The organism is Anaerovibrio sp. JC8, from assembly GCF_002100115.1.
Classification (GTDB): Bacteria; Bacillota; Negativicutes; order Selenomonadales; family Selenomonadaceae; genus Anaerovibrio.
In genome coordinates, this window is the sequence record NZ_ANBM01000005.1 from 52,100 (window position 1) to 64,454 (window position 12,355).

General features: G+C 39.9%; 12 protein-coding genes. 2 read left to right on the plus strand and 10 right to left on the minus strand.

The window, feature by feature from the left end:
* Positions 1–110 precede the first annotated feature (110 nt).
* Complete coding sequence (locus tag D081_RS05925; protein ID WP_085023211.1) at positions 111–512, minus strand: rhodanese-like domain-containing protein; 402 nt, start codon at positions 510–512, stop codon at positions 111–113.
* A gap of 301 nt (positions 513–813) precedes the next feature.
* Positions 814–1,227, minus strand: a complete 414-nt coding sequence (locus tag D081_RS05930; protein WP_085023213.1) for a Nif11-like leader peptide family natural product precursor — start codon at positions 1,225–1,227, stop codon at positions 814–816.
* A 258-nt stretch (positions 1,228–1,485) separates the two neighbouring features.
* On the opposite strand from D081_RS05930, the gene D081_RS05935 reads away from it, so the two are divergent.
* The gene (locus tag D081_RS05935; protein ID WP_085023215.1) at positions 1,486–1,689 is read left to right on the plus strand and encodes a hypothetical protein; all 204 of its coding nucleotides are present in this window, start codon (positions 1,486–1,488) and stop codon (positions 1,687–1,689) included.
* A gap of 338 nt (positions 1,690–2,027) precedes the next feature.
* Here the strand turns inward: D081_RS05935 and D081_RS05940 are convergent, their stop codons facing one another.
* The 3 genes from D081_RS05940 to D081_RS05950 all read right to left on the minus strand — a co-directional run bounded on the left by D081_RS05940 (position 2,028) and on the right by D081_RS05950 (position 4,677).
* Entirely contained in the window at positions 2,028–2,927 is a 900-nt protein-coding gene (locus tag D081_RS05940) for a hypothetical protein (protein ID WP_085023217.1), read from the minus strand.
* Between the two features lie 403 nt (positions 2,928–3,330).
* On the minus strand, positions 3,331–3,678 hold the full coding sequence (locus D081_RS05945; RefSeq protein WP_085023219.1) for a VOC family protein: 348 nt from the start codon (positions 3,676–3,678) through the stop codon (positions 3,331–3,333).
* Positions 3,679–3,750: 72 nt separating this feature from the next.
* Complete coding sequence (locus tag D081_RS05950) at positions 3,751–4,677, minus strand: DUF4268 domain-containing protein (RefSeq protein WP_085023221.1); 927 nt, start codon at positions 4,675–4,677, stop codon at positions 3,751–3,753.
* 175 nt (positions 4,678–4,852) lie between these two features.
* Between D081_RS05950 and D081_RS05955 the strand changes: the two genes are divergently transcribed.
* On the plus strand, positions 4,853–5,464 hold the full coding sequence (locus D081_RS05955; RefSeq protein ID WP_085023223.1) for a hypothetical protein: 612 nt from the start codon (positions 4,853–4,855) through the stop codon (positions 5,462–5,464).
* A 78-nt stretch (positions 5,465–5,542) separates the two neighbouring features.
* Here the strand turns inward: D081_RS05955 and D081_RS13095 are convergent, their stop codons facing one another.
* From D081_RS13095 to hsdR, 5 genes are all read right to left on the minus strand, one after another.
* The gene (locus D081_RS13095; protein WP_143272143.1) at positions 5,543–5,638 is read right to left on the minus strand and encodes an HNH endonuclease; all 96 of its coding nucleotides are present in this window, start codon (positions 5,636–5,638) and stop codon (positions 5,543–5,545) included.
* A gap of 6 nt (positions 5,639–5,644) precedes the next feature.
* Positions 5,645–6,862 carry an AbiH family protein gene (locus tag D081_RS05960; protein ID WP_158087575.1) on the minus strand — a complete coding sequence of 406 codons (1,218 nt, stop codon included), beginning with the start codon at positions 6,860–6,862 and terminating at the stop codon, positions 5,645–5,647.
* Positions 6,863–6,946: 84 nt separating this feature from the next.
* Positions 6,947–8,443, minus strand: coding sequence for a restriction endonuclease subunit S (locus tag D081_RS05965; protein WP_085023226.1), 1,497 nt, complete (start codon positions 8,441–8,443; stop codon positions 6,947–6,949).
* A complete protein-coding gene (locus D081_RS05970) occupies positions 8,440–9,897 on the minus strand; it encodes a class I SAM-dependent DNA methyltransferase (protein ID WP_085023227.1) in 1,458 nt (485 codons plus the stop codon). The genes D081_RS05965 and D081_RS05970 overlap by 4 nt, the downstream gene beginning before the upstream one ends.
* Before the next feature lie 2 nt (positions 9,898–9,899).
* Positions 9,900–12,245, minus strand: coding sequence for an EcoAI/FtnUII family type I restriction enzme subunit R (gene hsdR / locus D081_RS05975; RefSeq protein ID WP_085023229.1), 2,346 nt, complete (start codon positions 12,243–12,245; stop codon positions 9,900–9,902).
* Between the last annotated feature and the right edge of the window lie 110 nt (positions 12,246–12,355).

Below are 12,355 nucleotides of genomic sequence, written 5' to 3' on the forward strand. Positions count from 1 at the left end.
GCTTCAGCATGTACTGTACCAGGCTGGCGGAATTTTTTGCCGCCAGATTTGTAAATTCCTCAAAACTCATAATACCAATTTACGCCCCCCAACCGCATTTACCACGCAATCTATTCAGTTACCACTTCGCCATGCCAGTCTTTTATTCCTCCAAACTCGATGATATTTTTGTAGCCCATGTCGGCAAGTTTCTGAGCGGATTCTTTGCTACGTCGACCACTACGGCAATAGACGAAAATCTTCTGCTCCTTGTCGGGAAGAAGTGCTGGTGCCTCTTTGGTGATAACTTCATTAGGGATACAAATGGCCTTGGGGATATGCCCCTCGGCGTATTCTTTTTGGGTTCGTACATCCAGAATAATATAGTTGGATTCCGTTTCCATCATCTGACGAGCCTGGTCAGAGGAAACCTGACGATAGGCAGCTTTCCCTGTCGAAGCAGAATTTGCTCCCCCACATCCGCAAAAGAATATCATAATTATCACCATCGCCAATAAAAATATTCTCTTCATCAAGAATTCCTCCCAGTCTGTAAATTTAAGACATCAGCCTCACTCGTGTGGTTAGCGATCTTCACTATAATTGTACCATTACTACATTCGTTTAGAAAACAGATAAAAATCACCCTCAAAAGCAGTCAGCAACCTATAATAGTAAAACTTAAAAGATCAACTTGTTATGACATAAGTTTTTCAGCAGTTTCACTATGCTGCGCATTTACAACGATATACAAATTATTCAAAATAAACCTCCCAAAACAATAAAACAGGCCTCCAAAATTAATTGGAAGCCTGCACTCTTAAGCTATCATTATTATCCTGCTACTGGACCGTTGGAGCCGCCAACGATAATGCAGAAGGCTACTTTGCCGTCCTTTTTGGTCCTGCCGAAGCCTACGCCAATATAGGCACAGGCATTGACACCGTTGCGGCTTTTAGTATTCTTAGGCACTCCGCCTGCCACCTGCTCCAGCTCATCCTCGGAAAGAGACATTTCATTCAGCTGGTCATGCTCATATTCCTTTAATTCCTCAAGGGTAAATGGCAGGCCAACTTCCTTGGCCAGCGGCAAAACAATTGCCTCTGCTGCTTTTTCACGGACAGCCATATCATCAGCCGATGCATCATTTTCCTCAGCAAAAGCCTTGTCCAGTGCATTGAGCTTTTCAGCCAGAGCGGTGTCCTGGGCCAGCTTGTCATAAAACTTTGCTACATTTTCCTTTGCCATGATGTTTTCCTCCCTTATTTCATGTTAATGATATTATCTTCTTGTTCCTTATATCCCCATGATGGTCAAAGTGTTATATCGATTTAATTGATTTACTTCTAAGTGACATACCAAGTTTTTAGAGTGTTGGGGATTTTCTCCAGAACAATAAAACAGGCCTCCAAAATATAATCTAATTTTTTGTAATAATATAGGCATTTAGTCGTATATATAGACAAGAAGAGATAATAAAACACAAACAGAAAGGAGTGCTTGAAAATGAAAAAGATGGAAATTACTTTAAAGGATATGCAGACCATAGCAGGCGGAACCGGACCTCTCAACTATCCATACGGTTCATGTGATCCTCCTATGAAGGAGACCGGACCTCTGGGAACTGGACCTCTGGGAACCGGACCTCTCAACTCTTGTGATCCTCCTATGAAGGAGACCGGGCCTCTGGGAACTGGACCTCTAAACTAAGTTGCCCCTGGTAACAACTCGGCAATCCTTATATATGGCCCACTTTAAAAGTCGTGGATGCTTAAAAGCTGGTGCCACAATATTCCACTCATCCAAGAAGCCGCTCTAACAAGGCGGCTTCTTTTTTTCATTCAATTTATAAACGCCCAATGCACAATTACTTACACTATATTCCGGTTACATAGGGGCTGCAGCGACGCGAAGCTAGTCCCTTCGGGGCTGCAGCCCCTTTTAATTTTGGGCATAATAATAGCCCTGATATATATTGATATCAAGGCTGAAATTGTTTAGTTGAATACCTCTCTATTGTATTGAATAATGGATACCAAAGCTTTCAGCTACTTTAACAACACCTGTTCAATAATCTGTGCCGCAGCTTTGGCCATGGCATCACCGTTATGGCCAACTCCGGGAACTGTAACTAACTGCCAGTTAAATGTCGCTCCGATTCTGGCAGCTTCACTGGAACCCTGATAAAAGAAATGCTGCCCCCTTTCAAAACGAGTAAATCCCTGGGCATCGGCTTCCGGGGTCTGGCGGAGATTTTCATTCCTTTTTGTATCAGCATCACCCAAAAGAATTACCATAGGCTTGGCAAAGGCCATTGCCAAATCTGACTCTGACATTGGAACACCACCCAATCCATAAGGAAATCTTACATTTGCATTTGGCATAGTGTACCAACCTGCATTAGCTGGCATAATAAGATCGGCCTCAGTTGCACCACCAAACAGGGCATAACGATGAACCATTTGGGCGCCGGCCGAATGACCAAAAACAGCCACTGAACTGTTCTCTGCTCCCATTCTTGCCTTCACATCACGAATAATCTTGTCGATTACTGGAAATACCCACTTATCCTTTGGCTGCAAATGCCCCTTGCCATTGGTTTTATCCATGATATTGCCCGTATTGTAATACCGAGAACCCGGATATTTTTCCTCAGTAAATTCAGGGCAAACAATAAACAGGCCATCTTTTTCAGCCAGACTTTCCCAGCCAGCACGATAATCATCAGCATTGCGGTTCATACCATGAAAAACAAATACAATAGGCCGTCCTGCTGTCCAGCTGGCTGCCCGATAACAATATATTGAAATAGGAGCATTGGTCGCCCCCGTGGATTCCTCCATATCATATACCGACTCACCCACAGGCATCTCCCGTGCTTCTGTCGCTAAAGAAGGTATTGCCAAGATAATTAACAGTGCAAAAAGAATTGAGATTGTTTTTTTCATTATTAGTAGCCTCCGTTTCTCATTTGTATCACTACCCGACTTTTCGACAATGGCCTTCTCCATTAGTGATTTACTAAAAAATATATCAGCTGCGTAATCTTGTCAATAGAATTTGATACAAGGTAGTACCCACAAATATAGCTATTTACTATTTTTTCAAAATGATTTTCTTTGCCGCCACTTTCAACCAAGCATAGTGCCAAATAAAATGAAGAACGAGCCCACCAATCATGACAAAAGCTGGTGCCACAATATCCCACTCATCCAAGAAGCCGCTCTAACAAGGCGGCTTCTTTTTTTCATTCAATTTATAAGAGAGCAGCCATATTATGTCTACATAAAGTAAGGCTCCCTTACTACCGATAATGGCAGTGTGGGAGCCTTTGATATAGTTAACTTCCCTTTATTGATTTGGCATTTCAAATAGCTCCAATACCACTCCATCTGGCAACTGCACCCATTTTTCGGGCTTTCCCGGAATAGAATTCACCTTTTCATAAGCAAGCATTTTAGCCATGGTGTTCTTAAAATCCTGCACCCGTATCCCCAAATGATGAGCTTTACCTACCCCTGAATTGTCATCAGAAGCAATCAGCTGAATGCCTCCATCCAACCAGACCTGCTGCAATACACCCTCATTCTCCCGCCGACGGGTTATGGTCATCCCCAATATTTCCTCAAAAAATTTAATATGCCATTCAATATCCGTCACTGTAATGGCCACGTGATCGATATACGCATGCTTATTCACCAGGAATGCACCTCCTCACACCGATATATATTATATATATTGGTCTATACTTTAAACTTACTCATTGCATATTTAAATATATTTCTTTACTGCTTTCTTCATTTTTATCATAACATCAATAAGCCATTCAAATTGCCCAGCCCATTGTGTTTTGTCATCATAATTGACATTTTTCTTTATTAGAACGCGGCTGGCCTTTTTGTTAGGTAATTCAAGCCACTCTAGCTCCATTCCAATTTCTTGCTCAATTTGTTCTTTATTTTTAAACAGAGTATAGAATAATGACTTATCATCATTTATATAGATTTCTACATCCAATTCGTTTCTTTTCTGAATTTGTAACACAGCAAGATGGTACGCTGATGATCCAATGGTAAAGTCCATCCAATGGTCAGTAGATGGTTTTCTCCGATTAAAATTCTTTGAAAAATCAGCATTTTGAAAAACATAATCCTGAAAGGCTACCCAATATTCATATCTCCTTTGCTTAGTTGGATTAGAAGCATCGTTCTTTTTAATCTCTTTGGCCCAATCATTTGGCCTTTCTACTATATCAAACTTCACGGCCGGCTTAGAGTTACCAATACGATATAGTTTAATTTCGCACAGGAAAAAGCCTATTTCTTCATCCGTGTGACTATTCAACCATTCAACAGCTGCCTTGTGTTCTTCACGGGCTTTCTTCACCAACCAAATAATTATATTGGCAGACTTACCAGAAGCGTATGTTATCAACTTGCCCAAATGATCGTGATTTGTATCCTCCAGCTGGTTCTCAATGATAATTTTTCGGTCAGTCCCAGTTTCATTGGCAAATATATCAACATTAAAATCACCAACCGAGGACTCTGTTTCATCTACAGTAATATCTATGCCTAAAGTGTCGGAAAGAAGGGAAATATTTTCATCCTGGGCCAACCATGGAGTAAAGTCATTTGCTTCATGTGGCCATACTGTACGCAAGTCTTTAATTTCTTCAAGTAAGCTTAATTCCGCCATAAGGATATCCTCCCAATATAACAACACTAATCAACTTTGTTTATTCGATATTAAAACAAAATATTCCTGCTCTATTTCCACTGGAGAAAACACTTCAAGGGTGACATTTTATGGTGAAAAAATTATAATTTAGTAAATACAATTAAACTGTGTTCTTATATATGGAGGAAAATATATGGCTCCTCAAGCTAATGATCCTATTACACAAATGAACGAAATATTCAACTCACCAGAAACTATAGATTTTTTTAAACAACTATATTCACTAAAAGCACAATGGTCAAATAACTTAGCCAATATTCAATCCGAACTATTGAAAAATAAGGATTTTATGAATTTATGTCAGCAAATAAATTCATTATCTATAGACTACTCATTATTTATAATCAATATTCATTCCCAAATAGCAAAAAGTCCTGAACTAAAGAGTTTGCAACAGGCCCTCATCAATGCACAACCTTTATTACAACAGATACGAGATATTGATATAGTATTATATAACCTACTAACTACACCACCCAAACATACGACACAAAAGGCTATTAGAAAGGTTAATTATAAAAAGTCACAAACTATTATGATTAAATCTAAAATAGTCGCCAAAAGGATAACTCATAATTGGTTAAATACGACACCAACCGAAATTGAATCCCTCCTATCTCCTTTTTATGCACTTATAGGCACAATGGACAACCCTACATTGGTACTCTTAATTATTATTTTATTGAAGGTTGTCTATATCAGTGTAAAAAGTCCCCAGGATATTTCAGACACTCTACATACGTAACAAACATAATATATAAAATAACGTAGATAAAACAAAAAGCAGAGTCTTAAATTGGCTCCGCTTTTTGTTTTACCTTAATCACTTATTCGACTTCTTTAAATTACAATCCCGACAAAGCATCTGGCAATTTTCTTTAGACAGGTGTTCCTTTATGTGAAATTTAATATTTAGCATATTTTGCTATACATCTATTCTATTATTTATCATGGCTCTATTTTCAAATTTCCATTTGTCAACCAAATATTTATCTTTACCCAATATTTTGATTAAATTTTGTGTTTGTTGAATACAAGCATCGTAGTCATAATAATATATTACAATGCGATTATTATTTTTTATAACTTCCCTTATAATATCGCCATCATTTACATCTAAGCTATGACCAAAAAAATACGCAGTATTGTCAATTGGCGAACTATCGTCGTAAAATCTAGTATACTTTCTAGCTGTATTTTTTACTTCACGCTGCATATATTTTTTAAAATACGCGCATCTTGTGTCTTTGCTAGCATTGAAATCAGGTAATGTTTCTTCACACCCTAACACCAAATTGCTTATATATTCTCCATGGATTTCACCTGCTTTCCCATGAACAAATTCTATTTTCCCATTGTAGTTTATATTGTCTTCCCTATTCATAAGTTTCCTATATTTCATTCTAAATATATCAGTATAGTTAAAGATAATTACTCTATCAAAAACAAGTGCTTTACCCTTTTCATCTACAAAATCTTCTACTTCTATGTGATTATCCATTAGCTCTATAAACTTAATATACTCATCCATAAAGTTTATAAACACATCTAGTTCTTTTCTTAGATACTTTATGAATTTATCCATGTTAAAAAAGTAGACATTACGCTGCCGAATGTAGGTGATTAATCCTTCCCCTTTTTCATCCATATATGTTTGTAAATCAATTCTGCTACCTATATTTCTTACATTCACTCCATCCTTTAAGGCCATCTCAATTGTTTCATCTTTTTCTATTTTTTCTATCACACGAGATATTTCTTTCTCAAAATCTACCCAGTTATCACCGTTAATTCGAATACACTCTCTTACTAGCCTATCATCATTACGAAGAAGGGCTTTATAGTATTCATACCAGCAATTTCTTTTTCCTTCACTATAGTATTCTTCCATATACTGTGGAACTATTGAATTAATATTACCTGCCTTAATATCTATTTCCTGAAGAGTATTTTGCATACACCTTGCTAATTTTTCCCAAAGCTCGCTATAATTTTTTTCTATTTCTTCTAAAGTAGTGTTTGCATTATTAGATTTCCTTTCAATAACAATTTCACATAATTGAAAGAAGTTCATAAAATCCTTGTATTGGGTAGGATACCCATGTGCTAAATCAAAACCATTACCAATAACCAGTGTATTCACTAATATTACCTCCCCAAAAAAATTATTCGTTGTATGTAAAAAACCTGCTACCAAAAGTTAAACACTTATGAGCAGGTTTTTCCTTTAAGCCTCATTCAATGCAGCTAATTTATCACATAATGGCAACAGTTGCTCGATTCTGTCCACAATGCGCTTTTGTTCGGCCAATGGTGGGAGAGGGATAATTGTATTTGCAATGTCACGCAAAACCCAATTTTTATTGCCAACACCTCTGGTATTTAATTTACATTGTTCTTGTACAATGGGTGATTCTAATAATTTGACAAAAAAATATGTATCAATATCAGACGTATACTTTAACAACGCAATGCTAACAAAAATACTAAACTCCTTATCTGATTCTATAGCAACTGGAATACCAGTAGTACCAACTTTGCTTAATAGAATATCTCCTTTTTGTGGGTAACAACGCTTCTTTAATTCTTCATGTTCATCTACAGATATGAACTTTGTGTTATTAAAATCTATTTTTCCAGAAGAAATATTTTTTACTGATAAAAATGGCACCCCACTTTCAGTATAATGTGGTGTACTATGTGTACCATCTGTTAATGATAGTAAAACTTCTCCCAATCTCACCCATTCCCAGCTCTCAGGCACATCGAATGGGATTTCATCCTCGCTGATAGGTGGCAATGGTTTGGTTTTCTTTATTTTCCCTTCCTTTATGAGCTGGGCCTTTTCTGCCTTGATGGTTTCCAGTAATTCCTGGGCAGTACCATCCTCTGGGCGCTGCTCCACCAGTTTGCCCTCAATGGCATACTGGAGAATGCTCTTTTTCATATCCTCCGGGAATTTACCGTTTAATTCAGTGATTTTGGTATGGGCCCGGTCATATTCGTCCACCAGTGGCAGGAGTTTTTCTATCTTGGCCACAATGCGTTTTTGCTCAGGTAATGGTGGGAGTGGAATAAGAAAATTCTTTGTTTTTTCTGCACTTAATCCTTCTCTTGATACCCCAACTTGGACAGACATTATCATCTGTTGTATGTAAGGCGAAATTAATACAGTATGAATATAGTATCTACATAACTCGTTTATGTTACGAATAATCAGTATGTGCTGATTTATATTAGCAATATCAAAATCATCTGGCACTAATGCACATCTTCCGATAGAACCACCAGTTATATTGAGAAGGATATCCTTCGCTTGTACAATACTTCCTTGTTTACGATTATTAATTTCTTCACTAATATATGTAATTCCAGCCATTTTCAGACCATCATTATATATATTTTGTGAGCGCAAAAACTTAATGCCAGACTCAGAATATACAGATTTTCCACCCGTTGGTGTACTTCCAGCACCAATTTTAGAAGTAATATCCCCTAACCTCACCCATTCCCATCCTTCCGGCACATCGAAGGGTATTTCATCTTCGCTGATAGGTGGCAATGGTTTGGTTTTCTTTATTTTCCCTTCTTTTATGAGCTGGGCTTTTTCTACCTTTATGGCTTCCAGCAATTCCCGGGCAGTACCGTCCTCTGGGCGCTGTTCCACCAGCTTTCCTTCAATAGCCCGCTGGAGTATGCTGTTTTTTAACTGTTGTGGTGTCATCCTTTTTCCTCCAGCATGGTTTCAATTGTAGCCAAAATATTGTCTATCTTCTTATTGAGGCTGGTTCTTTTTGCCTGATAGGACGCTATTAATTCATCCGGTGGCAGTATTTCTTCTTCCTCATGTGGGAAGCCGCACAAATCAAGGTTAAAGTCATTGTCAGCAATTTCGGCAGCTGTGAATTTCTTGGCCTTTGGCCATTCTTCCACAGTTATTTCCTGCCGGTTGTTCCACCATTCCTTCACCTTTTCGAAATGCTCCAGCTTCATTGGCTTGGTCTTGGAAAAGTGCTTGTACCCTTCCGGCATATCCATCCGATAAAACCAAACATCCTTGGTGGAGCCGGTATTATCAAAGAACAGAATATTGGTGGTTATGCTGGTATAAGGGGCAAAAACACTGCTTGGCATACGGACAATGGTATGGAGATTGAATTCTCCCAGCAGCTTCTTCTTGATGCTGGTCTTGGCATTATCATTGCCAAAGAGGAAGCCATCTGGCAGAATAACCGCCGCCCGGCCATTCTTCTTTAACCGATACATAATAACAGACATAAATAAATCTGCGGTTTCACTGCTGGCCAGATCATCCGGGAAATAGCCCTTGATGGCAGCATTCTCATGGCCACCATAAGGCGGGTTCATCAAAATCTTGTCAAACTTGTCCTTGTCGGTATAATCCAAGAGATTTTTGGCCAAGGAATTGTCGTGGACAATGTTTGGATTTTCCACATCATGGAGCAGCATATTGGTAATGCAGAGCATATATGGAAATTGCTTCTTTTCCACGGCATAAATGGAGTTGTTTATTTTCTCATTGTCCTCAGTGTTTTTCTCCTGGGCTTTCAACTGCTTCAGCCAGCTGGTGAGGAAGCCGCCGGTACCGCAGGCAAAATCCGCCATAGTTTCACCGATTTTTGGCTCTATCATTTCAGCCATAAATTCTGTCACTGCTCTTGGGGTATAGAATTCACCAGAGGAACCCGCAGACTGGAGTTCCTTCAGGATGGTTTCGTAAATATCCCCAAAGGCATGGGTTTCAGTAACATCGTCAAAATCTATTTCATTTACTACATCAATAATCTGACGAAGCTGAACGCCATCCTTCATATAGTTATTGGCATCCTCAAAGGTGGCCTGCACAATGGCCTTTCTTGCTTCGGTATCGCTGGATACATTGAGATTTTTCAGAGCCGGGAACAGCTCATTATTGATAAAGTTCAGCAATTTTTCTCCGGTCAGGCTCTTGTCATTGGCCCAGTTGTGCCAGCGGAATTGTTCCAGAATAATGGACTGATAGCTGTCATCATCAAATTCCCAGTTTCCTTCCTTGGCATCATATACCTTCAAAAACAAAATCCATACCAACTGCTCAATGCGCTGGGCATCACCATTGATACCCGCATCCAGACGCATAATATCTCTTATTCGCTTCACAAAGCCAGCTATTGCCATTATTAACCTACCTCATCCTCATATAAATCTTTTTTCAGCTCCTGGACAGCTGCCAGGTACTTGTCCTTACCGCCAAAGATTTCGGCTATCTTCTTCGGGGTGCCAAACTTGGCAAAATCCGACAGCTTCAATATGGCGGTTTTCTCTATTTCCTTTATTCCAAGGTCCATATATTTATCCAGCAGGGTTTCAAGGATTTCCTTGGCGGTACCGCTGAATTTGCTGAATATGTCCTTTTTCTTGATATTGTTGGCCCGTTCCTTGCGGGTCAATGGTTTCTTGCCATAGGCAATGTAGCAGATGAAATCAAAGTCATCCACATGGGCCATGTTCTGTTCCCGCTTCAGCTTGTCTATATCTATACCAAACTTGGCCAGATATTCAGCCATGATGGCCTTGCGTTCAGAACCCTTCCATGTCCTGATAAACGCCTCCAAGGAAGCATAGCCGTTTAAAATATTGGTCTTGGTATAGTCGATGATATTTTCCTGCCGAAGCAGCTTGCCCCCAGCATCATATACGGCCACAGTTTCATGGATAACGGCCACCTTGCAGCCATCTTCCTTCACATAGTAAACGGTGCGTGGGTCCTTCGGTGACTCCGGCTCCGGATTTGGGTCCTTTTCTCCGCCATTTTCAAGACCTTCTTTTTCCTTTTTTGCGCCTGTAAAGCCCTCATTAATCTCAATAGGCCCATCCCAATCCGGATCAGCAAAGAGACGGGTCACATTCCGGAAATCCATTACCATAAAACTCATTTTGCCTTCGTTTGGGCGCAGTCTGGTGCCACGGCCAATAATCTGCTTGAAGGTGGTCATGGAGTTAATCATTTTATCCAGTACAATGAGCTTGGTCATTTTGCAATCCGCCCCAGTGCTCAAAAGGTCTGAGGTGGTTGCTATTACCGGGTATTCTGCAGATACGGATATAAAATAATCCAGCTTGCTCTTGCCGTAATCATCACTGCCGGTTATACGAACCACATAATCCGGATTTTTCTGCATCATATCCGCATTGCAGTTTACTAAGGCCATGCGCATACGTTCAGCGTGTTCTTCGGTGGCACAGAATACTATGGTCTTCTGCATCCGCCCGGTTTTCTTCAAGTATTCCGTAATTGTTTCCGCCACCATTCTGGTGCGGTCTTCAAGGACAAGATTATAGTCATAATCCCCATTGTTATAGATGCGGTCCTCGATTTCATTGCCGTAGTAATCCAGCTGACCAGCCCTTGGACGCCAACCATCAGATATATCCATGGTTATATTGATAACCTTGAATGGAGCCAGGAAACCGTCATTAATACCATCATTTAAGCTGTAGGTATAAAGGGGCTCCCCGAAATAATTTATATTTGATACATACTTGGTTTCTTTTGGAGTGGCGGTCATACCTATCTGGGTGGCACCCTTGAAATACTCCAAGACCTTCCGCCAGCGGCTTTCTTCCTTGGCAGAGCCACGATGGCACTCGTCCACAATAATCAGATCAAAGAAATCTGGGTCAAAGTAGTCCCGAAATCTTTCCTCGCCATTATTCCCCACCATCTGATGGTACAAAGCAAAATATACTTCATAGGAACCAATAGTTGTTTTATCATCCTTGGAAAAGTTTATCTTATGGATGGTTTTATCCAATGGGGCAAAATCCTGCAATATGGATTGGTCCACCAAAAGGTTGCGGTCAGCCAAATAGAGGATTTTCTTTTTTATGCCGGCTTTCAGCAAGCGGTACACTATCTGAAAGGCCGTAAAGGTCTTGCCGGTGCCGGTGGCCATAACAAGGAGTATTCTGTCCTGGCCAAGTGCAATGGCATCCAGTGTGCGATTGACAGCAATTCGCTGGTAATATCTTGGGGTGTTAGCTCCCATGCCGGAATAATATGGCTGCTCAATAAGAGTCAGTTCTTTCTCTGTAAGATTCTTTTCCTTTTTGAAGCGTTCAATAAGCTCCTGCTCACTTGGGAATTCATTAAGTGCCAAAGTCCGTTCCTTGCCCGTGAGAAAATCATGCTCAACAAAGCCATCACCGTTGGAGCTATAGGCAAATGGCAAATCCAGCATTTGGGCATAGGTCATGGCCTGCTGCAGACCATAGGAAACAGAATGCTTGTGGTCCTTGGCCTCCACCACCGCAATAGGGTTGTTGGCAGACAAGTACAGCAGATAGTCAGCCTTCTTTGGCTTTTCCCGGGAGGCCATATTGCCACGAAGGTTTATACGGCCATCAGTCACCTTGGTTTCCATGGTTATCTTGCCCCGGTCCCACTTGGCTTCGATGGCTGGTGTAATAAAATGTAGCTTTATGTCTTCTTCTGTCATTTGGTCAATGGTCAATACAGTAGACATTTTAATCAGCTCCGATAGTAACTATTTTGAAAGATAATATATGTATCACATAATGTATTGGCTAAATTTTATAATACTCCTGCTTTAACGTATCATTAATATAAATAACT

Bases quoted from the DNA above. Each gene is read 5' to 3' on its own strand.
- D081_RS05935 (WP_085023215.1), top strand. From the start codon at position 1,486: ATGAAAAAGATGGAAATTACTTTAAAGGATATGCAGACCATAGCAGGC.
- D081_RS05970 (WP_085023227.1), bottom strand. From the start codon at position 9,897: ATGGCAATAGCTGGCTTTGTGAAGCGAATAAGAGATATTATGCGTCTG.
- D081_RS13095 (WP_143272143.1), bottom strand. From the start codon at position 5,638: ATGCTAAATATTAAATTTCACATAAAGGAACACCTGTCTAAAGAAAAT.
- D081_RS05950 (WP_085023221.1), bottom strand. From the start codon at position 4,677: ATGGCGGAATTAAGCTTACTTGAAGAAATTAAAGACTTGCGTACAGTA.
- D081_RS05940 (WP_085023217.1), bottom strand. From the start codon at position 2,927: ATGAAAAAAACAATCTCAATTCTTTTTGCACTGTTAATTATCTTGGCA.
- D081_RS05955 (WP_085023223.1), top strand. From the start codon at position 4,853: ATGGCTCCTCAAGCTAATGATCCTATTACACAAATGAACGAAATATTC.
- hsdR (WP_085023229.1), bottom strand. From the start codon at position 12,245: ATGTCTACTGTATTGACCATTGACCAAATGACAGAAGAAGACATAAAG.
- D081_RS05965 (WP_085023226.1), bottom strand. From the start codon at position 8,443: ATGACACCACAACAGTTAAAAAACAGCATACTCCAGCGGGCTATTGAA.
- D081_RS05930 (WP_085023213.1), bottom strand. From the start codon at position 1,227: ATGGCAAAGGAAAATGTAGCAAAGTTTTATGACAAGCTGGCCCAGGAC.
- D081_RS05925 (WP_085023211.1), bottom strand. From the start codon at position 512: ATGAAGAGAATATTTTTATTGGCGATGGTGATAATTATGATATTCTTT.